15 protein-coding genes are annotated in these 25,105 nt (G+C 73.8%); 4 read left to right on the top strand and 11 right to left on the bottom strand.

Features of this window, described 5'->3' with window-relative positions; translation table 11 throughout:
- Positions 1-57: 57 nt before the first annotated feature.
- Complete coding sequence (locus ABZZ38_RS21325; RefSeq protein ID WP_356742168.1) at positions 58-1,110, top strand: hypothetical protein; 1,053 nt, start codon at positions 58-60, stop codon at positions 1,108-1,110.
- A 283-nt stretch (positions 1,111-1,393) separates the two neighbouring features.
- On the opposite strand, the gene ABZZ38_RS21320 is transcribed toward ABZZ38_RS21325, so the two are convergent.
- The 6 genes from ABZZ38_RS21320 to ABZZ38_RS21295 form a co-directional block, all read right to left on the bottom strand.
- Positions 1,394-4,693, bottom strand: coding sequence for an SAV_2336 N-terminal domain-related protein (locus ABZZ38_RS21320; protein ID WP_356742164.1), 3,300 nt, complete (start codon positions 4,691-4,693; stop codon positions 1,394-1,396).
- Between the two features lie 3 nt (positions 4,694-4,696).
- On the bottom strand, positions 4,697-5,755 hold the full coding sequence (locus ABZZ38_RS21315; protein WP_356742160.1) for an AAA family ATPase: 1,059 nt from the start codon (positions 5,753-5,755) through the stop codon (positions 4,697-4,699).
- 119 nt (positions 5,756-5,874) lie between these two features.
- Positions 5,875-8,079 carry a trypsin-like peptidase domain-containing protein gene (locus tag ABZZ38_RS21310; protein WP_356742158.1) on the bottom strand — a complete coding sequence of 735 codons (2,205 nt, stop codon included), beginning with the start codon at positions 8,077-8,079 and terminating at the stop codon, positions 5,875-5,877.
- A 2-nt stretch (positions 8,080-8,081) separates the two neighbouring features.
- The gene (locus tag ABZZ38_RS21305; RefSeq protein WP_356742155.1) at positions 8,082-8,498 is read right to left on the bottom strand and encodes a CU044_2847 family protein; all 417 of its coding nucleotides are present in this window, start codon (positions 8,496-8,498) and stop codon (positions 8,082-8,084) included.
- A 220-nt stretch (positions 8,499-8,718) separates the two neighbouring features.
- On the bottom strand, positions 8,719-9,759 hold the full coding sequence (locus tag ABZZ38_RS21300) for a PHP domain-containing protein (RefSeq protein ID WP_356742153.1): 1,041 nt from the start codon (positions 9,757-9,759) through the stop codon (positions 8,719-8,721).
- A 69-nt stretch (positions 9,760-9,828) separates the two neighbouring features.
- A complete protein-coding gene (locus ABZZ38_RS21295; protein ID WP_356742151.1) occupies positions 9,829-11,886 on the bottom strand; it encodes a SpoIIE family protein phosphatase in 2,058 nt (685 codons plus the stop codon).
- A gap of 160 nt (positions 11,887-12,046) precedes the next feature.
- Here ABZZ38_RS21295 and ABZZ38_RS21290 point away from each other — a divergent pair, with 160 nt between their 5' ends.
- Together ABZZ38_RS21290 and ABZZ38_RS21285 are read left to right on the top strand one after the other, a co-directional pair.
- Positions 12,047-14,587, top strand: coding sequence for an alpha-L-arabinofuranosidase C-terminal domain-containing protein (locus tag ABZZ38_RS21290; RefSeq protein ID WP_356742148.1), 2,541 nt, complete (start codon positions 12,047-12,049; stop codon positions 14,585-14,587).
- A gap of 238 nt (positions 14,588-14,825) precedes the next feature.
- On the top strand, positions 14,826-15,854 hold the full coding sequence (locus tag ABZZ38_RS21285; protein WP_356742146.1) for a LacI family DNA-binding transcriptional regulator: 1,029 nt from the start codon (positions 14,826-14,828) through the stop codon (positions 15,852-15,854).
- A gap of 176 nt (positions 15,855-16,030) precedes the next feature.
- Here ABZZ38_RS21285 and ABZZ38_RS21280 read toward each other — a convergent pair whose 3' ends face one another.
- The gene (locus tag ABZZ38_RS21280; protein ID WP_356742144.1) at positions 16,031-18,346 is read right to left on the bottom strand and encodes a glycoside hydrolase N-terminal domain-containing protein; all 2,316 of its coding nucleotides are present in this window, start codon (positions 18,344-18,346) and stop codon (positions 16,031-16,033) included.
- Between the two features lie 183 nt (positions 18,347-18,529).
- Positions 18,530-20,092, bottom strand: a complete 1,563-nt coding sequence (locus ABZZ38_RS21275; protein ID WP_356742142.1) for a hypothetical protein — start codon at positions 20,090-20,092, stop codon at positions 18,530-18,532.
- Positions 20,093-20,311: 219 nt separating this feature from the next.
- Here ABZZ38_RS21275 and ABZZ38_RS21270 point away from each other — a divergent pair, with 219 nt between their 5' ends.
- Positions 20,312-21,115 (top strand): class I SAM-dependent methyltransferase, encoded by an 804-nt coding sequence (locus tag ABZZ38_RS21270; protein ID WP_356742139.1) that lies wholly within the window; start codon positions 20,312-20,314, stop codon positions 21,113-21,115.
- Positions 21,116-21,142: 27 nt separating this feature from the next.
- Here ABZZ38_RS21270 and ABZZ38_RS21265 read toward each other — a convergent pair whose 3' ends face one another.
- Genes ABZZ38_RS21265 through mmsA form a run of 3 tightly spaced genes read right to left on the bottom strand, consistent with a single transcriptional unit; the run spans position 21,143 to position 25,095 of the window.
- Entirely contained in the window at positions 21,143-22,291 is a 1,149-nt protein-coding gene (locus ABZZ38_RS21265; protein WP_356742137.1) for an aldose epimerase family protein, read from the bottom strand.
- A 25-nt stretch (positions 22,292-22,316) separates the two neighbouring features.
- Entirely contained in the window at positions 22,317-23,549 is a 1,233-nt protein-coding gene (gene mmsB, locus ABZZ38_RS21260; RefSeq protein ID WP_356742135.1) for a multiple monosaccharide ABC transporter permease, read from the bottom strand.
- A 10-nt stretch (positions 23,550-23,559) separates the two neighbouring features.
- On the bottom strand, positions 23,560-25,095 hold the full coding sequence (mmsA, locus tag ABZZ38_RS21255; RefSeq protein ID WP_356742233.1) for a multiple monosaccharide ABC transporter ATP-binding protein: 1,536 nt from the start codon (positions 25,093-25,095) through the stop codon (positions 23,560-23,562).
- Positions 25,096-25,105 lie beyond the last annotated feature (10 nt).

Here is a 25,105-nt window from a genome sequence, read left to right as displayed (position 1 = left end):
GGCATGGCTCCGGAGGGGACCCCGCCGACTGCCGGTGCGGCGCCGGAGGCGACCTCGATGGTGGCACTCGGGGTGACCGCGGCGGCTCGGGACGGGGCGGACGCGGCCCCGGTGGCCGCTCCCGTGCTGTCGGCCGCCGCCAGGTCGCTGTACGCCCGCGTCACCCGAGGCGAACCCGTGGGGGACGCGGACGCCGACGCGCTGCGCGAACTGGTCGCCTGGCGCCTGGTCATCGTCGACCCGGACCGGCCACGGTCGCCCATCGCCCTGGACCCGCAGGAGGCCGGGCGCCGGCGGCTCGACGACGAACTGCGCGCCATGGCAGACAGGGCGGCCCGGATGGCCGCGATACCCGACCTCGCCGACGAGCTCGGCGTGCACTTCGAGCGCGCCAAATGGCGCTCCGGCTCCAGTAGCGAGTTCCTCGCCGAGCCGGAGCAGGTCGACGCCCGCATCGGGGAGGCCATCAGCCGGGCCGAGACGGAGCTGCTCACCGCCCGCCCCCGGGGCCCCCGGAGCCCCGAGCTCATCGCCAGCACCATGGCCCGCGAGGCCCACGCGCTCGCCCGCGGCGTGACCGTGCGCACGCTGTGCCACGACAGTCAACGGGACGACCCGGCGACCCGCGCGTGGGTCACCACGATGACCGCGAAGGGCAGCCGGTTCCGTACCCTCGCCGCGCCCTTCCAGCAGTGCGTGGTCGTCGACCGGCGGCAGGCGTTCATCCCCGACCACATCGTCAACTCCAGCCCCAGCCACGCCGCCTGGCACGTCGTGGACCGCGCGCTGGTCGCGTTCATCGCGGAGGGCTTCGCCGACGCCTGGCGCCGCGCCGACATCTGGCACGGCGACCCCCTGCCCGCCGCCGAGGGCGGCACCGGCCTGACCCGCCGCCAGCGCGAGATCCTCATCGACACGGCGGCCGGCATCGACCAGCGCATCACCGCCCGCCGGCTGCGCATCGGCCTGCGCACCCTGAGCAAGGAGCTCGGCGACCTGCGCGCCCGCTGGGGCGTGACCACCCTCGCCGCCCTGTCCTACCAGTGGGCCCTGTCCGCCGAGCGGCAGCGGATGACCCACGACCGGCCGGAGGACGAGCCGGGGAACTGATCGCTTTTTTCCCGAAGAAGCATCAGATGAAATACCGACGCCTGTGCGGCATCCTGGACGTGCCGACCGGCCCGCCCCGACAGGGGCGCCACCGGTCCGCGAAGCCACTATTACGGGGGGCGTTACCCGCGCCTCATGCCAGAACCGGGCAGCGCAGGGCACGGGCAGCGTGCCCTGCCGGGCATCGCGTGGGTACCGCAAGGTCGCTGCCAGGGCCTTGGCGGAACGCAGAAGGAGCCGTCGTTACACCCCCCGTGATAGGGCGTCGGCTCTGTGCCGGGCGTCAGCGCTCGTCCGGCACAGGCCTGAACCACACCTTCTGCGGCCACGCCGCATGGGAGAGGTAACCGCCGTCCGGCACATCGCTGAACCCGGACGCCAGCACCCGCCGCGTCCGCAGGGTGATCCGGGCGGGGATGTACTCCAGGAACGACCTGGCGAACCACGGGTGCACCGCGTTCCGCACGCCCAGCAGCAGATGTATGCCGAGCCGCCCGCCCGTCCGCGCGACCCGCAGCAGCACACTGCTCAACTCCGGCTGGCGCGGCAGGATCTCCGTCACCTCGTCGATCACCACGATCAAGCGCGGCAGGAGCGGCAGCGGCGACGCGGCGGCGCCGCGCTTCGTCTCGTACGCGGCGATGTCCGCGCATCCGGCCGACCGCAGCGTGTCGTCGCGCAGGCGCAGCTCGGTGGCGAGGGTCTCCCGCAGGTCCAGCGCCCGGGACGGCACGGTCGAGAGCCCCAGGGCGGCGCCGCTCGACGGCCGGTCGGCGTACCGGTCCAGACCGCTGCGGCCGGTGAAATCGGCCAGCAGCAGCCGCGGGCCGTTCGCCGTGTGCTGCCCGGTCAGCTGGCGCAGCACGGTGTCCAGCAGCTCCCGTCGGCCCGCGTCGAGGGCGCCCTGGTACAGCACGTGCGGGCCGCTGCCGCCCGACTCCGGGCCCGCCATGTCGAGATGGACCGGCATTCCGGACTCGCCGCGGCCCAGGGCGACGCGCAGCCGGGGCCGGTGGGGCAGCCGCTGATGGACGACGCTGTTGAGGGCGCGCAGCACCTCCTCGGCGGTGGGCCGCTGCGCGGGCAGGGGCGCGACGCAGGCGCGCAGGGTGTCGAGGAGCTCCCCGTCGGAGGCCTGCGCCCCCCGAGCGCCGCCGTCGCGCCGCTCGCCCTCCCGTGACCCGGCGGCGGCACGGCGGATCGCGTCCCCCTGCCCCTCGCGCTCCCACGTCCCGGAAGCGGCGGCGAGGAGGATGGCACCCATGGCGTACACATCCCCGGCCTCGGTGGGCGGCGCGGAGGCGTCCGGAAGTTCGGGGGCCCGGTAGTCGAGCTGCTGGGGGAAGAGGTCCCGATGGGGGCTGCGGTGCCCGCCCACGCTGGCGGTGAGCCATCCGGTGAGCTGAACCTCCCGGCCCGCGATCAGCACGTTCTGCGGGATCAGCGAGCCGTGTACGAGCCCCCTGCGGTGGGCCCGGGCCAGGCCGGCCGCGAACTGCCGGGCTACGGCCAGCAGCCCGTCCTCGTGGAGCGGTCCGTACCGGTGGAGGAAGGAGCGCAGGTTGGGGGCGGGCCCCGGTCGCGCCTCGTCGTCCCGGGCGCACTCCACGGCCGACCACGGCTTGGCGCAGCCGAGGTCATGGGCGAGCAGCCGTGGCGCGTGGAGGCCGGCCATCCGCGTCAGCGCGGCGACCTCGGTGGCGACCAGGCCGGCGGCGCGGACCCTGGGGTCCTCCGGCCGGCGGATGACCAGGGGCGTTCCCTCGCCGTCGTGGGCGAGGAACAGCCCGAGCCCGGGCCACCCGCCCCGGTGCTCGGCGAACACGTCGTACGGCAGGGCGTGCGGCGGGGCGAACCGGGGGTCGTCGGGGGGGACCGGCACCCAGTTCTCCCCGGCGAGTGTGATCGGGACACCCGGCGGCACCACAGGTTCCCGCGCGGCGGGCGGCGCCGGGGCCTGGGGCGGAGCCGCGGCGGGCGGGGACACGCCGAGCCGGCGCATCACCCGCTCGTCCACCCAGCCGAACGGCCGGGGGCCGTGCGCCGGGACGCGTTCGGGCCCGTCCGGGTGCGGCAGCCAGGCGGGGAAGTCGGGGGAGTGTCCCGCCAGTTGCGTCAGCCGGACGGTCACCGACCGGGTGGTGCGGACCAGTTCGGCGGGCGGGACGGTGCCGAGCAGGATGCGGCGGGTGTCCTCGCGGAAGTCGAACTCGTGGTGCTGCGGCACCCGGTGCGCCGCTCCGTCACGGTGCATCAGCCCGCCCAGGAACACCTCCGCCAGGTGTGTCGTGTCCACCGCCGGAGTCATGGCGCTCTGCACCAGCCGCATCACCGGCACCGGCAGCGGCGCCACCGCCGCCAGATGCGCGGCGAGCCGGTACGCCTCCGGGGACGCCGCCTCACGGAACCGCAGCACCGCGTCCCCCGACCCCGGCTCCTCGTCGCGCACCAGCGGGCCCGCGCCCCCGGGCGCCGCCCCGGCGCCGCGCCCCGGCCGCGCCAGCAGCGGCAGCACGGCGCTGCCGCCCGGCGACCCCACGAGCGCGGCCCAGGCGCCGATCGACTCGGGGGTCGTCTCCAGGACCGGTACCGGGATGCCGTCGAAGGGAGCGAGCTCGGGCGGCAGCACGGGATCCGCGATCTGCCACGAGCCGCCCGCCGCGCCCCGGCGGCGCGTGGTGACCTTCCACCGCTCGGCCCGGATGCCCGAGCCGTCCCACAGCCGGGGCGGCAGCACCTGGAGCACCGCGGCCGGGCCCGTGGCGGAGGCCCGCTCCAGCGCGGCGTGCATCCGCCCGTCGCGCCACGCCCGGCCCACCCCGTCGCTCACCACGAGCAGCAGCGTGTTGCCCGACGGATCGCCGACGGTGGACATCGACAGGGTCGCCGGACCGTTGCCGAAGGGCCGGTGACGCAGCATCGGCCCGTGGGGGCGGCGGCTGTCCAGACCGTACACACGGACGTCCCGGAAGGCCCCGCTGCGCTCCATCAGCAGCCGTACCTCGGCGGCCAGCCGCTGCCACAGCAGCATCGAGACGCCGTCGTCGACCAGGATCACCAGGTCCAGCCAGCGCGTCACCGCGGGCCGCACCACCGCGTCGGGCAGCCCCGTCTCCGCCATGACGGTGACGGTGGCCGGTACGTCGAGCTCCCAGCGCAGCGCGTCCGGGCGCCGGTGCTTGAGCGGACGCAGCGCCCGCCCCAGGCGCAGCTCGGCGGTGCCGAGGGCCTTCTCCCCGGGAGCGCGTACGGGCATGGCCGGCACCTCGGTGACGGCGTGCTCCCGCTGTACGGGCACGGGCGCGGCGTGCAGGGCGCCGAGCCCCCCGGGGGGCGGGGAGGGCAGGGCCGGCGGGCCGGGCGGGTCGCCGGCCGGCGCCTGGGGAGCGTGCCCGGGCACATCCGTGGCCGGCCCCGCCGGGGCCGGGGACGCCTGCGGGGCGCCGTCCGGCGCGCCGGACGGCGCCAGCGCGGTCGCCGCCGCGGGGGGCAGCCGGGTGGCCAGCCACAGGGCGTCCAGCAGCTCCTCGGACGACAGGTCCGCACCGCTGCTCGCCAGGATGTCCCGCACACGCTCCAGCACCGGCTACACCGTCCCGCCGAGCCGGTGCAGCACGGCGTCCAGCAGCCCCTCGGCGTCGAGGTCCACTCCGCCCCGGCGCAGGAAGACGGCGTTGAGCAGCTGGTCGGTGGCGAGTTCGCCCCGCGCCCTGCGGGCGAGGAAGGCGCGCATGAGGTCGTCCACGCCCTCCAGGCCGGAACCGGCCGCGCCGTCGGCGTCGTCGGCGTCCAGATGGGCCCGGACGATCGCGCGCAGCCGCTCCTCGTCCGGCTCCGGCAGGTCGAGCCGTACGCAGCGGCGCAGGAAGGCGGGCGGGAAGTCCCGCTCGCCGTTGCTGGTGATGACGACGACGGGGAACTCCGAGCAGCACACCCGGCCCCGGACGACCTCCGTCCAGGTCTGCGGATCGGCCGTCATCACCCGTACCCGCGCGTGGTCCTCGGGCAGCCGGGCGAGCTCGGAGATCTCGAACTCACCTTCCTCGAAGACGTTCAGCAGGTCGTTGGGCAGGTCGACGTCGCCCTTGTCGAGCTCGTCGACGAGCAGCACCCGGGGCTTGGCGGACGGCACGAGCGCCGTGCCGAGCGGCCCGAGGCGCACGTACGAGCCGATGCCGAGGCTCTCCTCGGGAGCGACCGCCCGGTCGCCTCTTCCCGTTCCGGCCGCCGGGCCCTCCCGGTCGCGCCGCAGGTTCGTCTCGCGCAGCCGGCCGATCGCGTCGTACCGGTAGAGCGCGTCCTGGAGGGTGGTACGGCTGTTGACCGGCCAGTGCAGGACCCGGCCCAGGGACAGCTCGTGGGCGATCGCGTGCGCCAGCGACGACTTGCCGGTGCCGGGCTGTCCCGTGACGAGCAGGGGCCGCCGCAGCAGCAGGGCGGCGTTGACGACGTCCGCCTCGGCCGGCCCGATCAGATAGGGGCGCGGGCGGGGCGTTCCACCGCCGGCCGAACCGCCGAACCGACGCCACGGCGGCGCCTGCGGGAACACGGTCGTACGGGTCTGCCCGTCGCCCCGGAACAGCCGCCAGGCGTCGGCGCCGCTGTCACCGTTCTCGTGTCCCTTAACGGGACCCTTGGCCGTCATCAGGTGTGGGTTCCTTCGTGCTGTGTCGGAGGGGGTGTCAGAGGGATCGGATGGGAGGGTCCGCGGCCGAGGGGCCGTCGGGGGTTCGGATCCGAGCGGTGGGACGGGCGGGGCGGCGCTCATGAGGGGTCGAGCAGTTCGAGGGAGCCGGGCACCGGGAGTTCGGCGTCCTCCCACACCAGCGCCGGTCTCGCCGCCGAGGAGACCGAGGACCCGAAGACCGCCGCCCGGAACTCCCGGACCCGCTCCGGGAGCTGGTGCAGCGGGCCGGCCGGCGCCAGGGCGTCGAGCCGGGCCGTGTGACCGTGACCGTCCGCCTCGCGGTCCCACAGCACCACCGGGACCCCCAGGGCCAGACAGAGGTCGAGCAGCCGGTCCCGCTCCTCACGCGGCCCGTGCAGCACCACCCCCGCCACGTCCTTGTGGCTCGTCTCCAGCAGCTGGTACAGCTGCTGGACGGTCCCGGACGTCTCGTCGACGACCAGCAGACCGGCGTGCCCGGCCGCCCAGCGCCGCCGCATCTCGCTGTCGCGCCGCGGGGAGCGGCGGCTCATCTCGGGGCAGCGCAGCGCGACCCGGTACTTGGCGCCCAGCGCCAGCCGCAGACCCCCGAGGTCCGGGAAGAGATCACCCAGCGCGCCGCTGCCCGTGTCCCAGCCGTCCACCGGGAGTTGCAGCCCGTCCCGTCCGACGACGACGTCCACCTGGGTGACCGGGTAGGTGTCGTCGCCCTCGCAGCCCTCGGCCGCCTCGCGCACCAGCCGGCCGATCTCCTCCGCCGTGCACGTCCCCTCGGGCGACGCGACGCCCGTCGTCGAACCGTCCTTGCGCATCAGGTCGATCCGGCAGCGGTAGCGGTCGGGATCGGTGCGGTCGGCGGAGAGCCGCAGCACGATCCGGCTGACCGGGGACGGCCGGTGCGCGGCCCAGTTGGCGGCGTCGGCGCGCCGCTCGGCCAGGGCGATGGGGCTGATGCCGAGCCGCTGGGCGACCCGGTCGCACCAGGCGTGCAGCGAGCCGCGGGTGGCGGCGTCGGGCGCGGCCGAGGCCACGAACGCGGCGAGCCTGAGCAGGGCGGGCACCGGCGGGGCGCCGCCGCCGGCCGAGGGGCCGTCCGGATACCCCTCGAGGCCCAGCACGACCGTGTCGAGGTCCGCCTCCGTCAGCCGCGCCGAGGCACCGAGCGGTCCGGGCAGCACCATGTACCGCAGGGCCTCACGCGCGGCGCGCGGTACCAGCGTGGCGTCGGCGGCGGTGACCCGGCGCAGATCCTCCAGCAGCTGCCGGTGTTCCCCGACGGACAGCAGCCGGACGTTCTCCTCCAGACGGCCCAGCGCCAGCAGGCTGTTGAGCGCCTCCCGGCCGGCACCGTGGACCGCGGGCGCCAGCGACTCGGTGAGCGTCGCCAGCGCCCGCTCCTCCGCCACCAGGAACTCCGCCAACTCCTCCACCGTGGGCGCGGGACGGCCGTCGGCCGGCGGCAGCGCGTAGCCGAGGCCTGCCGCCAGCGTACGGGCGTGGTCACCGCGCCGCTCCGGGTCGTCCAGCAGGGCCCGCAGCACGGGAGTCAGGGCCGCGGCCGACCGCGCGGCCTCCTGCCCGCCCTGCCGGGCGCAGTTCGGCCGCGGCCCCGCGACGGCGCACTCGTCGAGGACGTCGACCGCCCCCGCACGGGCCAGCTCGTCCCGCACCGCCTGCCACGGCACCGCCCAGCTGCGGCGTACCGCCTGCTGCGCCTGGAGGGGCTGCGCCTGGGCGGGCATCAGGTGGGCGACGACCAGTCCCGCGGCGGCGGAGGCGTCCCGGGTCCACAGCGGACCGCCGCTGTAGCCGGGCCCGATGGCCGCCCCGGACAACTGGCCGTCCAGGTATCCGAACCGGCCCTCCTTCAGGCGGACCACGGTGTCGGCGAAGGTGATCGCCTCACCGCCGCCGTGCCAGGCGCGCAGCTCCTGACCCTCCACCATGTCCCGCCACACCACGGGCCGCAGCCACCGCGGGGCCGGTTCGTCGAGGTCGAGGACGGCGAGGTCGCCCTCCCACTCGACCGCCGACGGCCTGCGCTGCGGCGGCACCCACACGGACAGGGTGGCGGTGCGATGCCCCGTCGCGCCCGAGCCGCGGAACGCGATCCTCAGCGGGCCGGACCCGGTGGGGCGCTCCGGGCTGTAAAGGTCCCTGCCCAGGGCGTCGTTGACGACATGGGCGCAGGTGAGGACGCGCCGGGGGGAGAGGAGCGCGGCGGCGCCCGCCGCCTTGGTGCTGCCCTCGTATAACAGCGAGACCCGGGTACCGGCGGTCGCCGGGCGGCGGAACCAGGTCATTCTCAGTCCTGTCGGCGGTCGGACGGGTCGTGCTGCCAGGTGGCGGACACGGTCATCGTCGCGTTGCCGTTCGCCCCGACGATGCCCAGCTTGAGGTCCTGCCCGATCTGTACGCCGAACTCCACCGTCAACTCCCGCGGGGGGTGCGGGACGTTCGTCACGGCCGTGTGCACCTCTTCGAGCAGCGGGCCGAGCGGGCGCAGCGCCGTCCGCAGGGCGTCCGTCGCCAGCGCGGCCGTCCGGCGGGCGCGGCGCGCCACGGGGGTCGGCGTGCCGAACCCGCCGGGCAGGTCCGGTGCGGCCTCGTGCGGCTCGCCGGGCCCGTGGTCCGCGCCGCCGCCGGACGCGGGTGCTCCGGCGTCCGACAACTCCACCCGCAGCGCGGCTCCGGCAAGATCGAGTTCTACGTATTCGGGCATGCCGCCATTGTGTCCGATCATGCGTCCGGGCTGCTCCTCCTTTGCACAAGCCGTCACCGGACGCCGGGCATATCAAGCCAGTCGCTCCCGCACGACCGCCCGCGACCGGGCGCCGGACCGGCTCGTGCGACCCGGAACCGATCCGGGCGCTCCGGACCGGATCACGCTCCGGACCGGCTCGTGCGCTCCGGGACGGATCCGCGCGGGCCCCGGTCCGCTGCTAACCGGCCGGCTCCGGCGCCTCCCGTGTGCGGGTCCAGGTGAGCAGTTCTCCGGCCGACCACGTGTTGATCACCCGGTCGGCCGGCACGCCGCACTCCTCGGCCCGCGCGCAGCCGAGGATCTGCCAGTCCAGCTGCCCAGGTGCGTGGGCGTCCGTGTCGACGGCGAAGAACACCCCCGCGTCGACGGCCCGGCGCAGCAGCCGCCGCGGCGGGTCCAGCCGCTCCGGGCGGCTGTTGATCTCCACCGCCGTGCCCGACCCGGCGCACGCGGCGAAGACCCGCTCCGCGTCGAACTGCGATTCCGGCCGCTTCCCGCCGACCAGTCGGCCGGTGCAGTGCCCCAACACGTCCACCAGGGGGTTCTCCACGGCCTTCACCATGCGCCGCGTCATGGCGGGCGCGTCCATCCGCAGCTTGGAGTGGACCGAGGCGACCACCAGGTCGAGCCGGTCGAGCAGCTCGTCCTCCTGGTCCAGCGAGCCGTCCAGCAGGATGTCGCACTCGATCCCGGTCAGCAGCCGGAACGGCGCCCACCGCTCGTTCAGCTCCGCCACCACGTCCAGTTGCTCGCGCAACCGGTCGGCGGACAGTCCGCGGGCCACCGTGAGCCGGGGCGAGTGGTCGGTGAGCACCGCCCACTCATGGCCGAGCGCCGCCGCGGCCCGCCCCATGACGTCGATCGGGCTGCCGCCGTCCGACCAGTCCGAGTGCAGATGGCAGTCGCCGCGCAGCGCCGCCCGCAGCGCGGCCCCCTGGACCGGGGCGTCCCGGTCCGCGGCGCCCCGCGCCTCCTCCTCCAGCCGTTCCAGGTACGCCGGGACCCTGCCCGCCAGGGCCTCGCGCACCACCTGAGCCGTCTTCGGGCCCACACCCCTGAGGTTCTCCAGCGTCCCGGCCGCCGCCCGCCGCGCCACCTCGTCCTCGTCCAGGGCGGCCAGGGCGGCCGACGCCGTGCGGAAGGCCCGCACCCGGTAGGTCGGTGCCAGGGACCGCTCCAGCAGGAAAGCGATCCGGTCCAGCGCCTCGACGGGGTCCATCAGACGCCTCCTGCTCTGTCGTAGGGCGCCTCCGGCCCCGATCGCCGTGGGCCGGCCGCCGGTTCGCCGTCAGCGCTTCGACGCCGGCGGCCCGATCTCGCACCACACTGCCTTGCCCTCACCGCGCGGCTCCACACCCCACCGCAGCGCCAGCGCGTCCAGGAGCAGCAGCCCCCGTCCGCCCGTCGCCGCCTCGCCCGGGGTGCGCCGCCGGGGCCACGCGCTGGAACGGTCCTGCACCGCCAGCCGCACCCGGCGCACCGGCTCCGGCACGACCTCCAGCGTCAGCACCGCGCCGCCCTCCGTGTGCAGCAGCACATTCCCCAGCAGCTCACCGGTGACCAGCTCCGCGTCGTCGGCGAACTCCCGCAGCCCCCAGTCGCGCAGCGCGCGCCGCACCACCGCCCGCGCCTCCGACAGGCCCTGCGGATCGGCCTGGTGGATGTACTGGTGGATGCGCGGCGCCCGCGGCGTCCCCGGGTCCGGACTGCGCCGCAGGACGAGCAGTGCCACGTCGTCGCCCGCGCCCCACCGCTCCCAGAACCGCTCCGAGAGGTGGTCGGCCAGCGCCTCGGCGCCGGGCGGCCCGCTGCTCACCGCCCGTTCCAGCGCGGTGATCCCCACCCCGATGTCCGCACCGGGCTCCTCGACCAGCCCGTCGGTGCACATCACCAGGGTCTCGCCGGGCACCAGGTCGAGCCGGGTCTCGGGGAACTCCTCGTCACCGAAGACCGACGCCACCCCCAGCGGGAGTCCGCCGGGTACCTTCGGCTGCCCGACGCGCCCGTCGGTGTGCCGGATCAGCGGCCCCAGGTGCCCGGCTCGCACGACGCGCACCGTGCCGGTGTCCAGGTCCACCTGGGCGTACGTACAGGTGGCGAACCGCTCGGTGTCCAGCTCGGCGAGGAACCTCGACGCGCGGGCGAGCACCGTGGAGGGGGCGTGGCCCTCGCCGGCGTACGCGCGCAGGGCGATCCTGAGCTGTCCCATGATCGCGGCGGCGTGCGTGTCATGCCCCTGCACATCGCCGACGACGATGCCCACCCGGCTCTTGGGCAGCGGGACCACGTCGTACCAGTCGCCGCCGACCTGCCGGCCGCTCCACGCCGAGTGGTAGCGCACGGCGATCTCGCCGCCCTCGACGGCCGGGATGCGGCGCGGCAGCATCGCGGCCTGGAGGCCGGTGGCCAGTTCGCGCTCCTCGTCGAAGAGGATGGCCCGCTGCAGCGACTGGGCGACGATGGCCGCCAGGCCGAGGGAGAGATTGCGCTCGTCGGCGCTGAAGGCCATGCGGTCCCGGTAGAACAGGGCCATGCCGCCGAGGGTGCGCGCCTGCGCGACCAGCGGCAGGTAGGCGGCTGCGCGAAACCTCAGCTGCCCGGCGTACGGAGCGAGCGCCGGATAGTCGCGGATGAGCTCCTGGAAGGAGCTGCTGAACAGCGGGCGCCCGCTCAGCACCGTCTCCGCCAGCGGCATCCCGCGTTCGAGGCGCCGCACCCGCAGGTCCTCCAGCACGTCCAGCGAATCCCCGCTGAGCGCGATGATGTTCAGCGAGCCGTTCTCGACCAGCCCCAGCGCGAATCCGTCGGCGCCGAGCCGCGCCAGCCCGCCCGGTCCGGTCAGCGCGGCCGTGACGTCGTCCACGGTCACCGCGCGGGACAGCGCCTGCGTGGTGCGTTCGACCATGTTCGTCTGGCGCTGCCGACGCCTCTCCAGCTCCAGTACGAACTCCGAATGGGTTACCTCGAAGGTCGCGTCGCGGACGATCCCGACGATCCGGTGGGCGCGCCCCTCCGCATCCCGCAGGATGCGCGCCTGGACGTGCGTCCACTGCGGCGAGCCGTCGTCCAGGGCGATCCGGAAGCGCGCGGCGTACGAGGTGCGGCCGCTGGTCAGGGCCTCCTTGATCACCCCTTCCAGCCGTACCCGCTCCTCCTCGTCCAGCCGGTGGACGAGGGTGCCCGGGCGCGAGTCGAACGTGCCGGGCGCCACGCCGAACACGAGCAGCCCGGCCTCGTCCACGTCGATCATCCCCGTGTCGAGGTCCCAGTCGAAGCTGCCCGTGCGGTTCATGGCGAGCCGCTCCGGCGTGCCGATCTCACCGCTGTGTGCCCGGTTGTCCGTCATCCCCCTCATTGTCGAGCGGCTCGCAGTGGAACGCCAAGGCATTGGCGCACGCAGGACAGGTCCAACCGGTTGACGCGTCCCTGACGTCTGCCTATCTTCTGTTCGAAGTCCTGGTCAATGTCCGAAATATCGAACAACTGAAGAATCCAGGAGCACACACATGGCACGCACACGGCCGAGGCTCGTCCTCGCGCTGGCGGCTCTCCTCGTGGGCACGGTGATGGCCGCGCCCACCCGGGCCGACGACTCCCCGGCGGCCGAGCCGGCCGACTACTCGCTCGCGGTCCACCCCGATCGCGCCGGCCCCGCGATCGACCCCACCATGTACGGCGTCTTCTACGAGGACATCAACAACGCCGCCGACGGCGGGCTCTACGCCGAACTCGTACAGAACCGTTCCTTCGAGTACGGCCCCGTCGACAACCGGGCCTACACCCCGCTCACCGCCTGGCAGCAGACCGCGTCCGGCGGCGCCACCGGCGCGCTCCGGGTCGCCGACGACGCCGAGCGGCTCCACACCCGCAACCGCCACCACCTGCGCCTCGACCTCGCGGGCACGGGAGGCGCCGCCGGCCGCTTCGGCGTCGTCAACAGCGGCTACGGCGCGGGCATGGCCCTCACCGAAGGCCGTCGCCACGACTTCTCCGTCTGGGCGCGGACGGACCGCGGCGCCGGCACCCGCCTCACCGCCGAGCTGCGCGCCGGCGACGGCACCGTCCTGTCCGCGCCGCTGGGCATCACCGTGCGCGGCGACCGCTGGACCAAGTACACCGGCACGCTCACCCCCAAGGTGACCACCACCGGCGGGCGGCTCGCGGTCACCGCCGCCGGCAGCGGCACCGTACGCCTCGACATGGTCTCGCTCTTCCCCCGCGACACCTACAAGGGCCGCGAGAACGGGTTGCGCAGGGACCTCGCCGAGAAGATCGCCGCCCTGAACCCCGGCTTCCTGCGCTTCCCGGGCGGCTGCCTCGTCAACACCGGCAGCCACCAGGCGTACGAGGCCCCCAACTGGGAGCGCCGGCGCTCCTACCAGTGGAAGGACACCATCGGTCCGGTCGAGCAGCGGGCCGTCAACGCCAACTTCTGGGGCTACCACCAGAGTTACGGCCTGGGGTACTTCGAGTACTTCCAGTTCGCCGAGGACATCGGCGCGATGCCGCTGCCCGTCGTGCCCGCCCTCGTCACCGGCTGCGGCGAGAACAGGGCCACCGACGACCCGGCGCTGCTGAAGCGGCACATCCAGGACACGCTCGACCTCGTCGAGTTCGCCAACGGACCCGTCACCTCGGAGTGGGGCCGCAAGCGGGCCGACATGGGCCACCCCAAGCCCTTCGGGCTGACCCACCTGGGCGTGGGCAACGAGGAGAACCTGCCCGATCAGTTCTTCGCCCGCTTCACCGAGTTCCGCGAGGCCATCGAGGCGAAGTACCCGGACATCACCGTCATCTCCAACTCCGGGCCCGACGACACCGGAGCCGTCTTCGACCGCGCCTGGCAGCTGAACCGCGAGGGCAGGGTCGCCATGGTGGACGAGCACTACTACAACAGCCCGCAGTGGTTCCTGGAGAACAACGACCGTTACGACTCCTACGACCGGCAGGGCCCGAAGGTCTTCCTCGGTGAGTACGCGTCCCTCGACAACCGCTTCTCCAACGCGCTCGCCGAAGCCGCCTACATGACCGGCCTGGAGCGCAACGCCGACATCGTCAAGCTGGCCTCGTACGCCCCGCTCCTCGCCGACGTGCAGCAGAACCAGTGGCGGCCCGACATGATCTGGTTCGACAACCACCGCTCCTGGGGCTCGACCAGCTACGAGGTGCAGCGGCTGTTCATGAACAACACCGGCGACCGGGTCGTGCCGAGCCGGGCGTCCGCCACCCCCGCCGTCTCCGGCCCCATCACCGGCGCCGTCGGCCTGTCCACCTGGGCGACCGGCGCCGCGTACGACGACGTGGAGGTGACCGCGGCGGACGGCACCACGCTGCTGAGCGACGACTTCTCCGGCGGCGACACCCGGTGGACGCGGGCCGCCGGGCGGGGTGACTGGGCGGTCGTGGACGGCGCCTTCGTCCAGTCGGACGCGAGCGCCGAGAACACCCTGGTGACCGCGGGCGACACCGGCTGGCACGACTACGACCTGCGGGTCAAGGCCACCAAGAAGTCCGGCAGGGAAGGCTTCCTCGTCGCCTTCGGCGTACGCGACACCGGCAACCACTACTGGTGGAACCTCGGCGGCTGGGGCAACACCCGCTCGGCCGTGGAGAAGTCCGTCGACGGCGGCAAGCAGACCCTGATGGAGAGCGCCACCACCGTCGAGACCGGACGTACCTACGACCTCCACGTCCAGGTGCGGGGCCGGCAGGTCACGCTCTACCTCGACGGGGAGAAGTGGGGCGGCTTCACCGACGACAAGGCCGCCGAGCCGTTCCGGCAGGTGGTCACCCGGGACAAGGGCGACCTCGTCGTCAAGGTCGTCAACGCCCAGGCCGCCCCCGCCCGCACGCGGATCGACCTCGGTACGGCGCACGTCGCACGGACGGCCCGGCTGACCACGCTCCAGGGCCCGCCGGACGCCGTGAACACCGCCGACGCCCGCCCGATCCAGCCACGGGAGACAACGCTGAGCGGCATCGGACGGAACTTCACGTACACCTTCCCCGCCCATTCGGTCACCTTCATGCGCATCAGGACCGGATAGGCGGCGCCGGTCACGGTACCGCTCGCACACCCCGGCCGGGGGCGGCAGCAGGCCGTCCCCGGCCTTCCCGTACCCGCCGGGCGGCCCCGTGCGGTTGAAGCGCTTCGACGACCTGTCTGGACAGTTCCGGGCCGCCCCTCTAGGGTCGGGGCGAACACTGATCGGAGGCGAACGAAGCGAAGCGCTTCACCGCACCCGCCGCGTCTGCGCCGCGTTCTCGCCGCGTCTGGAGAGCCGAATGGTCACCCTCGCCGATGTCGCTCGGCACGCCGGAGTCTCCGCCAGCACGGTGAGCTACGTCCTGAGCGGCAAGCGATCCATCTCCGCCTCCACCCGCGAGCGCGTCGAGCGCAGCATCGCCGAGCTCGGCTACCACCCCAACGCCGGCGCCCGCGCCCTGGCCAGCAGCCGCTCCAACATCATCGCCCTGATGATCCCGCTCCGCAGCGACATGTACGTACCGGTGATGATGGAGATCGCCATCGCCGTCGCCACCACCGCCCGCACCCACGGCTACGACGTCCTGCTCCTGACCGGCGAGGAGGGCACCGCCGCCGTCCGCCGCATCGAGGGCAGCGCGCTGGCGGACGCGATGATCCTCATGGACGTCGAGCTCGACGACGACCGGCTGCCGCTGCTGCGCGAGGCCACCCGGCCCGGCGTCCTCATCGGCCTGCCCGCCGACACCACCGGACTGAGCTGCGTCGACCTCGACTTCGAGGCCGCCGGAGCCCTCTGCGCCGAGCACCTCGCCGGACTCGGACACCGCGACATCGCCGTCATCGGCGAGGCCGCCGCCGTCTACGAACGCCACACCGGATTCGCCGAACGCACCCTCACCGGGCTGCGCGCGCGCAGCCACGCACTCGGCCTGCGCATGCTGCACCGCCCCTGCGAGGGCAGCTACGCGGGCGTCGCCGCCACGCTCGCCCGCATCCACGACGAACGGCCGGAGACCACCGCCTTCGTCGTCCAGAACGAGGCCGCCACCGACCCGCTGCTCGCCCTGCTGCGCCAGCAGGGGCGCGCCGTCCCCGAGGACGTCTCGGTGATGGCCATCTGCCCCGACCAGGTCGCCGCGCACGCCTCCGTACCGCTCACGTCGGTGGCCGTACCGGCCCAGATGATGGGCCGGTACGCCGTCCGGCAGGTCGTCGCCAAGCTGGAGGGACACGGCACGGACGACGTCGTCCTCCTCCCCCCGGAGCTCACCGTCCGCGAGAGCACGGGCCCCCGGGCGGCCGGTCCCCGGCCCGGGAACGGGTGACCCGTCGGGATCCGGCGAGTGCCGCATGGGTCCGGTGGAAGTCGTACGCGTCGGCGCCGCAACAACCGACGGACGGTGGACGACCGGGTGGCCCTGCGGCGGTACAGGTGGAACGGACCGCGCCGGCGGATGACCGGACCACCCGGCCCCGTCCTCACCCCGCCCCCGCCCCGCGGTCACACGCCAGTCGCGGCCGGGGGTTGACCGACGCCGGCGCCGAGGACCAGGACGGCCTCCTCGCCCGCGAGCAGGTCGAGCCTGCCCGCGCCGGCCGGGGTGCGCAGGTCGACCGTGGCCGTGCGGGACGGACGGATCGTGGCGGAGCCGCCGCCGTCGCGCCAGACCAGATCGAGCTCCGCGCCGAAGCGGGTGCGGACCCCGCGCAGCGCGCCGGCCGGGTACGCCGCCGGAAGCGCGGGCAGCAGCACCAGGCGGTCGGGCGTGGACTGGACGAGCATCTCGATCAGCAGCCCGGGCAGGGCGTGGGCGGCATCGGCGTTGTAGACGTCGCGGCCCGGATAGTGCGCGCTCATCAGCGACGCGTGGAAGAAGTCGCCGCACAGGACCCGGTTCAGCGCGGCGGCGGCCCGCTCGCCGTCCCGCAGCCGGGCGGCGACGAGCGCGTGGTGCAGGTGGCCGTGGGCGGAGTCGTTCTCGGCGCCGCGCAGCTCCAGGGCGCGGTGTGCGGCGCGGGCGAGCTCCGGTGTGTCGTAGGGGTTGATCTCGCCGAGCGGCCACACCGGGTACAGGTGGCTCAAATGGCGGTGGTCGTACCGGTCGCCCAGGCCCGGCCACGCCCATTCGGCCAGTGCGCCGTCGTCGTTGACGCGGTAGGCCGGCAGGCGGTCCGCGAGGGCGCGGAGCCGTTGGGCGTCCCGTGGGTGGTGGGCGGCGGCCGTGGTGAGGGCGTGGCGGGCGGCGGCGATGTCCATGGTCGCGTTGACGGCGCCCCAGCTGCCGCCCATCGGCCGGTTCTCGGGGGAGTACGAGGGGACGATGGCAATCCGCCCGTCGGGTCCGGTGCGGGTGAGGAAGTCCTCGTAGAACAAGGCCACTTCGGCGAGCGCGTCCGTCAGGCGCGGGTCCGTCCCGCCGGCCGTCTCGGCGTGTTCGAGGAGCGGCTGGAGCAGCCAGTCGGCGCCCGCCGTCCACAGATGGTGCGGATAGGCGCGCTGGAAGTGGTACGTGTGCCCCGACACGCCGTCCGTGTGGCACGGTGCCGCCACCCCGCGTGCGCCGAAGATCGCCCGGGCGTTGTCCCGCCAGTCCGCCCACTGCCCGTACACCAGGGCCGCGAGGGCTTCGGTGACCTCGGGCAGGGCGGCCGGGGCGGCGGACGCCGTCTGGAGGTTGAGGTTGGCGTTGGTGGTGAACGCTCCGGACCAGGCGGTGTTCCAGTCGCCGGTCCACAGGCCCGTCAGGCGCGGCGGGAGCATGCCACTGGCGGACAGCAGGTGGTAGCGGCCGGACGCGAACAACCGCTCCACCAGCGCCGGGCTGCCCGGTGTGCGCAGGAGCACGCTGCCGGGCAGGGCGCGCTCGGCGGCGCCGGCCCCCAGGTCGAGGGTCACCCGCTCGTACGCGGCGCGGTGCAGCCGCTCGTGGCGGGCGAGCAGCCGTGCGTACGCCTCGGCGGGCGTGGCGTCCCCGGGCGCCAGGGCACTCAGCGCCGCCGTGCCGGCGCGGCCCGCCTCCTCGGCGAGGTGCGCGTCCTCGCCGTGATGCGCGTCCCCGCCGTCGTGCCGGCGCACGCGGGTGAGCAGCAGCAGCTCGTCGGCCGATGTCACGCGCAGGCCGTCCGGACCGATCGTGGCGTGCCCGCCCGCGACGACCGCGAGGGTCTCGCCCGTGAACGCCAGGTCGCCGCCGGGGTAACGGGCGCGCAGGGTGAGCAACGCCCCGCCCCGCCCGGTCGGGACGCAGCCCCGCTCGACGGCGAGGTCGCCCGGGGCGCCGGGCAGCCGTGGGTCGAGGGTGACGGTGGCGGTGACCGGCGGTCCGGTCACGTGGTGGACGACGACGTCGTCGGCGCGCGAGACGAAGACACGGCCGGCGCGCCCGGGGGAGTCGGCGGCGACCACGCCCGTCGTGAAGTCGACCGAGCGCCGGTAACCCGCCACGGCCCCGGCGGTGGCGCGCGGTTCCCCGGGCGCGCCCCGTCCCCGCACCCGTACCTGGAACGCAGGGTGGAAGGCGCCCACCCAGCGCAACTCCCGTCCGTCCGTGAAGCCCTCCGCCGCGTCCGCGTCCCCGTTCAGCAGCCGGTCCTGGAGGTCCGGCAGGGCGGCGGCGAGCCGGGGCGGCAGGGTGTCGGCGGGGTCCACCGGGCGGACCAGCGCGTGGTGGTTGACGATGACCCGCTCGTCCTCGGGGTCGCCGAACACCATCGCGCCGTGGATGCCGTTGCCGCTGAGGAAGGCGTCCTCCCAGCGGTCGGCGGGTGCCGCCTCCCACGTACCGTGCGCCGGGCCGTCGGGAACGTCCCGTGTCATCGCGTCACCCTTCCATGGCACGCCGGACGCCCGGCGGGGCCGCCGGCCGGCTGCGTGTGCGGGAAACAGGCCGTCACGACCGGGACCGGGGACGGCGTCGAAGCGCTTCGATCCTAGGGGAGCTCCCGTGGCCGTACAAGAGTCGCGTCCCCGGCCACGGATCCGCGCCGGTGCGAGGGCAATTCAGGGGGTGCGGGCGCCACCCGCCGGTCCCGCGGGACCGGCGTCCACCGGCCGCACCCCCGACACGTGGGCGCGGTAGCCGGTCAGGCGGCCCAGGTCCGGCAGCCGGTGCACGCGCCAGCCGCGCGTGTACGCCGGGGGACGCGCCGCGCCGGAGACCAGTACCGCGACCGGCCGGTGCCGGGTCAGGGCGACGAGGCCCCGCGGGGTGATGCTGCCGTCATGGCCGCCCGGCTGGCGGGAGGCGCAGCCGGCGCGGAAGGCGACACGGATCGCGTCCTCACCGCTGACCACGCACGGCGGGCGCACCCCGTGGGCGTGCAGCACGGCGGCGATCCGCGTCAGCTCCCGGGTGTCGCGGCGCACCCGGTCCGCCACGGAGTCGGCCACCCGGTACTGGACGAACACGTGCCCGGCGACGGCCAGGGTGACCAGCGCGGCCACGGCGCGCCGCCGTCCCCGGCGCGCCCTCGGACGGCACACCCACACCAGGAAGCCGGCCACGGGCAGCGCCAGCAGGGCGTACGCGGGCAACAGGAAGCGCGGCGCGGCGTAGCCGACGGCGAACAGGTACGGCAGGGCCAGCGACCCCCCCACCGCTGTCGCCACCACCATCTCCGTACGGTGGCGGTCGGCCCGCAGCGACGCCCGCACCCCGGCAGCCACCAGCAGCGGCAGCGCGAGGAACCACAGCGCGGCGGCCGGGGCCCGCCAGGGCACGTCGCACGGGCGGCACAGCGTCCGCCCGCCCAGCGCCCGGACGTGGTCGTCGACCGCCAGGTACCAGCCCAGCCGGCCCTGGATCTCACTCGCCCGCTCCAGCCGTGCCCACAGGCCGCCGTACCGGGCGTACGCCTCGACGACCCACTCCGCCCAGCCGAGCGCGAGGCCCGCGCCGAGCGCCACCAGCAGCAGCGGCCACCGCCAGGCCCGCATCCCCACGGCCGTCGCGGCGAGCGGCAGCGCCAGCCACAGCGCGTCGTACGGGCGCATCAGCCCGGCGAACGCCACCGCGGCGACCAGGCCCGCCACCGCCCACCGGTCGCCGGGGTCGCGCGCGGCGCGCAGGAAACAGCCCGTCGCCGCCAGCGCCCCGTACGCCACCCACAGGTTCGGCATCGCCTGCCCGGCGTAGAACAGCGAGACCCACAGGCTCGCGAACAGCGCCCCCGCGAGCGCGAGTACGGCAGGGGGGAGCAGCCGGCGCCACACCCACAGGGCGAGGAACAGCCCGCAGCCGGCCAGTACGGCGAGGTACACGCGCAGCGCCGCCACGGAGGTGGTCACCGCGGCGACCGGCGCGACGAGGAACGTGACGCCCCGGGCGCGCGGCGCGCTGAAGAACGCGGCCGGTGCCTGCGGACTGACCTGGCTGACGTACACCGTCTCGTCCCAGCCGAGCCCCATGCCCCGGGCGAGCAGGGTGAGATGGGCGACGGTGAAGGCGGCGGCGACGGCCGCGAGCCACAGGCGTCCGCCCGCCCCGGCGCGCGGGTCGCGGCTTTCCTGGAGCACCACATGCGGCACACGGCCGCGCGTGCCGACGATGACTGATTCCTGCATGGCCCGGCCTCGCTGGGGAGTGTGCGGGTGCCGGTTTCCCCCGGCTCGTCCCCTCCACGCTCCGGTGCTTTAGGAGCCGCCACCACGCCGGGACGGCACTCGGCCCAATGGACCCTCACGAACGAGTGAGACGGCGCCTTGCGGTGGACACGCGGTCACAGATGGTTAGCATCCGCACAGGAGGACCGCCCATGGAGGGCACGATCCACGGAGGCCGCCATGCAGCAGACACCCGCATCCCGCCTGTCGGCGAACCGCGCACGCCTCGGGCACAAGGTGCGCTACGCCCTGCGCCACCCCGGGCGCGTCGTGCCCTACCTGCGCAGGGCCGGGCGGGACACCGTCCTGCGGCTGCGCCACGGCGGCGACCACATCGCCTACTACCGGGCCGTGATGGCGTCCGACACGGCGCGCAGCCCGGAGGCGGCGGTCGGCGGCGTGGCGTCGTACGACCGCTGGCTGGCCATCGGAAAGATGCAGTTCGACTACCTGATGGCGCACGGGCTGCGGCCGGAGGACCGGTTGCTGGAGATCGGCTGCGGCAACCTGCGCGCCGGGTGGCGGTTCATCGAACACCTGGACCCCGGCCACTACTACGGCATCGACATCTCGCCCGACATCCTCATCGAGGCCAAGAAGACGCTCGTCCGCCACGGCCTCCAGCACAAGCTGCCCCACCTCACCCCCGTCGACAACCTCAGGCTCGACTTCCTCCCCGACGCCCACTTCACGGTCGTGCACGCGCACAGCGTCTTCTCGCACTCGCCGCTGCACATCATCGACGAGTGCCTCGCACATGTGGGACGGGTCCTCGCACCGGGCGGCTTCTTCGACTTCACCTACGACCGCACCGAGGCCGGCGAGCACCAGGTGCTGGGTGAGGACTTCTACTACCGCACCGAGACGCTGACGCGACTGGCCGCGAAGCACGGTCTCGTCGCCCGCTTCATGGACGACTGGGAACGCCTGCCCCACGGCCAGTCGAAACTCCGGGTCACGCACGCGGGCGCACCGGTGACCTGATCCCCGCGCCGGCCCACGCGCCGCCGGTCACCCCGCCGAGAAGCGGTGCACCGTCGCCGAGCGGTAGGTCTCGCCGGGCCGCAGCACCGTCGAGGGGAACGCCGGCCGGTTCGGCGAGTCGGGGAAGTGCTGCGTCTCCAGGCACAGCCCGTCGCTCTGCCGGTAGGTGCGTCCGGACGGGCCGGACAGGGTGCCGTCCAGGAAGTTCCCCGAGTAGAACTGCACGCCCGGCTCCGTGGTCGCGATACGCATCGTGCGCCCCGAACCCGGGTCGCGCAGCGTCGCGGCGTGCTCGGGCCGGTCCGTGACGCCCTTGTCCAGCACCCAGTTGTGGTCGTACCCCTTGGCCGTCACCAGCTGCTCGTGCGCCACGCGGATGTCCTCGCCGATGGGCTTGGGGTGGCGGAAGTCGAACGGCGTGCCCGCGACCTTCGCCAGCTCCCCGGTCGGGATCAGCGTCGCGTCGGTCGGTGTGTAGCGGGAGGCGGCAAGCCGCAGCTCATGGCCGAGGATGTCACCGCTGCCCTCGCCCGCCAGGTTGTAGTACGCGTGGTTCGTCAGGTTCACCACGGTGGCGCGGTCGGTCGTCGCCGCGTAGTCGATCCGCCAGTCACCCCCGGCGGTCAGGGTGTACGTGACCTTCACGCGCAGCGTGCCCGGGTAGCCCATCTCGCCGTCCGCGCTGACGTACCTCAGGACCAGGCCGACCCCCGAGGGGCCGGTGAAGGGCTCGACGTCCCACACCCGCTTGTCGAAGCCCTTCGCGCCGCCGTGCAGGCTGTTGGGGCCGTCGTTGACGGACAGCCGGTACGCGGTGCCGTCCAGGGTGAACCGGCCGCCCCCGACGCGGTTGCCGTAGCGGCCGATCAGCGCCCCGAAGAACGCGGTGGCGGACAGGTAGTCGTCGAGGTGGTCGAACCCCAGCGTCACATTGGCGTACCGGCCGCGCCGGTCGGGTATCTCCAGGGACTGGACGATGCCGCCGTAGGACAGCACCCTCAGCCGGGTGCCGCCGTTCTCCAGCGTCCAGCGGTACACCTCGGTCCCGTCGGGGAGGGTGCCGAAGAGGTCCTTCACGGGCTTCCTGCTTCCCGACGCGTACGAGGAACCGGCCGTGGCGGCCAGGAGTCCCGTGGCGGCCGCTGCCGCCAGTACCGTGCGTCTGCTCGTGTCCATCCGCTGCTCCAAAGGGGGGCGAAGGTTACTTGCCGGCCTTGCGCTTGTTCCAGACGTCGAACCCGACCGCCGCCAGCAGCACCAGGCCCTTGATGACCTGCTGGTAGTCCGTGCCGATGCCGACGAGTGACATGCCGTTGTTGAGCACGCCCAGCACCAGGCCGCCGATCACGGCGCCCATCACGGTGCCGACCCCGCCGCTCATCGACGCGCCGCCGATGAAGGACGCGGCGATGGCCTCCAGTTCGAAGTTGAGGCCCGCCTGCGGGGTGCCGGCGTTGAGCCGCGCCGCGTACACACAGCCGGCCAGCGCCGCCAGCACGCCCATGTTGACGAAGACGAGGAAGGTGACCCGCTTGTCCTTGACGCCGGAGAGCTTGGCCGCCGCCCTGTTGCCGCCCAGCGCGTACACATGGCGTCCGATGACCGCGTTGCGCATCACATAGCCGAGCCCGATCAGCAGCGCGCACATGATGAGCATCACCACGGGCACCCCGTGGAAGCTGGCGAGCGTCAGCGTGAACGCGACCACCGCGGCGACGATCGCCGTGCACTTGAGCGCCCACAGGCCGAACGGCACCACGTCGAGCTCGTAGGCGAGCTGCCGCCTGCGGTCGCGCCACTCGCGCAGCAACAGGAAGACCACCGCGACCAGCCCCAGTACGAGGGTCGGGTTGTGGTACTGGGTGTACGGGCCCATCTCCGGGATGAAGCCCTTGGCGAGGTTCTGGAAGCCCTCCGGGAAGGGGGCGATCGACTGGCCCTCCAGCACGATCTGCGTGAGCCCCCGGAAGAGCAGCATGCCCGCCAGTGTCACGATGAACGACGGAATGCCCAGGTAGGCGATGAAGAAGCCCTGCCAGGCGCCGGCCACCGCGCCGATCAGCAGCGACAGCACCAGGGCGAGCACCCACGGCATGTCGTGCCTGACCATCATCACCGCCGACATGGCGCCCACGAAGGCGACCAGGGAGCCGACGGACAGGTCGATGTGGCCCGCGATGATGACGATCATCATGCCCATGGCCAGGATGAGGATGTAGCCGTTCTGCTGGATCAGGTTGGAGACGTTGTTCGGCAGCAGGAGCGTGCCGTCGGTCCAGATCTGGAACAGCACGACGATGAAGGCCAGTGCGATCAGCATGCCGTACTGGCGCATGTTGCCGCGCAGGCCCTGCAGGAGCAGCGCGCCCGTCGACGGCTGCGCGGCGGCGGGCGCGCCGGAGGCGTCTCGTGGGGGAGTGGTCGTGGTGGTCATGGCGGGTGCCTCAGCTTCTGTTCATGGTCATCTGGCGCATCAGGACTTCCTGGGTGGCGTCGGCGCGGGCGACCTCACCGGTCAGCCGGCCCTCGGCCATCGTGTAGATCCGGTCGCACATCCCGAGCAGCTCCGGCAGTTCGGAGGAGATGAACAGCACGGCCTTGCCCTGCGCCGCGAGCTGGTCGATGACGGTGTAGATCTCGTACTTGGCGCCGACGTCGATGCCCCGCGTCGGCTCGTCGAGGATCAGCACCTCGGGGTCGGCGTGGATCCACTTGCTGAGGACGACCTTCTGCTGATTGCCGCCCGACAGGCGCCCCACCTGCTCGAACACGGTGGGTGCCTTGATGTTCATGGTCGTGCGGTAGCGCTCGGCGACCTTGCGTTCATGGTGCTCGTCGACGACACCTCGGCGCCGCATTCCGTGCAGGGAGGCCAGCGAGATGTTGCGGTTGATGGTGTCGATGAGGTTGAGCCCGTAGTGCTTGCGGTCCTCGGTGCAGTACGCGAGGCCCGCGTCGATCGCGGCCGGCACGGTCTTCGTCACCACCCGGCGCCCGCCCACCTCGACCGTTCCGGCGACGTACCGTCCGTACGAGCGCCCGAAGACGGACATCGCGAGCTCGGTGCGGCCGGCGCCCATGAGGCCCGCGACGCCGACGATCTCGCCGCGCCGCACGGTCAGCGACACGTCGTCGACGACCAGGCGCTGGTGGTCGACCGGATGCCGGACCGTCCAGCCCCGGATGCTCAGCGCCACCCGGCCGGCGCCCTCGCCCTCGTACGGGGTGCGCTCGGGGAAGCGCTGGTCGAGGTCGCGGCCGACCATGCCCCGGATGATCCGGTCCTCGGACAACTCCGGCTTTGCGTCCGGCGTCTCACGCACCGTCAGCGTCTCGATGGTGCGGCCGTCGCGCAGAATGGTCACCGCGTCGGTGATCCGCCGGATCTCGTTCAGCTTGTGCGAGATGATGATGCTCGCGATGCCCTGCTCGCGCAGCTCCAGGATCAGATCGAGGAGCTTCGCGCTGTCCTCGTCGTTGAGCGCGGCCGTCGGCTCGTCGAGGATGAGCAGCTTCACCTCCTTCGACAGCGCCTTGGCGATCTCCACCAGTTGCTGCTTGCCCACCCCGAGGTCGGCGACCGGCGTCTGCGGCTTCTCGCGCAGCCCCACCCGCTTCAGCAGCCGGCTCGCCTTGCGGAGCGTGTCGTTCCAGTCGATGACGCCCCGCGTGGCCTGCTCGTTGCCGAGGAAGATGTTCTCGGCGATCGACAGGTACGGGACGAGGGTGAGCTCCTGATGGATGATCACGATGCCGTGCCGCTCGCTGGCGCGGATGTCCCTGAAGGCCACCGGCTCGCCCTCGAAGCGGATCTCGCCCTCGTAGGAGCCGTGCGGGTGGACGCCGCTGAGCACCTTCATCAACGTCGACTTGCCGGCGCCGTTCTCGCCGCAGATCGCGTGGATCTCCCCGGGCCGCACGGTCAGGTTCACCTCGGACAGCGCGGTGACGCCGGGGAACGTCTTGGTGATCCCGCGCATCTCCAGGACC

The sequence above is a fragment of the Streptomyces sp. NPDC006368 genome, assembly GCF_040612535.1.
Classification (GTDB): Bacteria; Actinomycetota; Actinomycetes; order Streptomycetales; family Streptomycetaceae; genus Streptomyces.
Note: the sequence above shows the minus strand (reverse complement) of the source record. Positions and strands in the feature narration are given on the sequence as shown.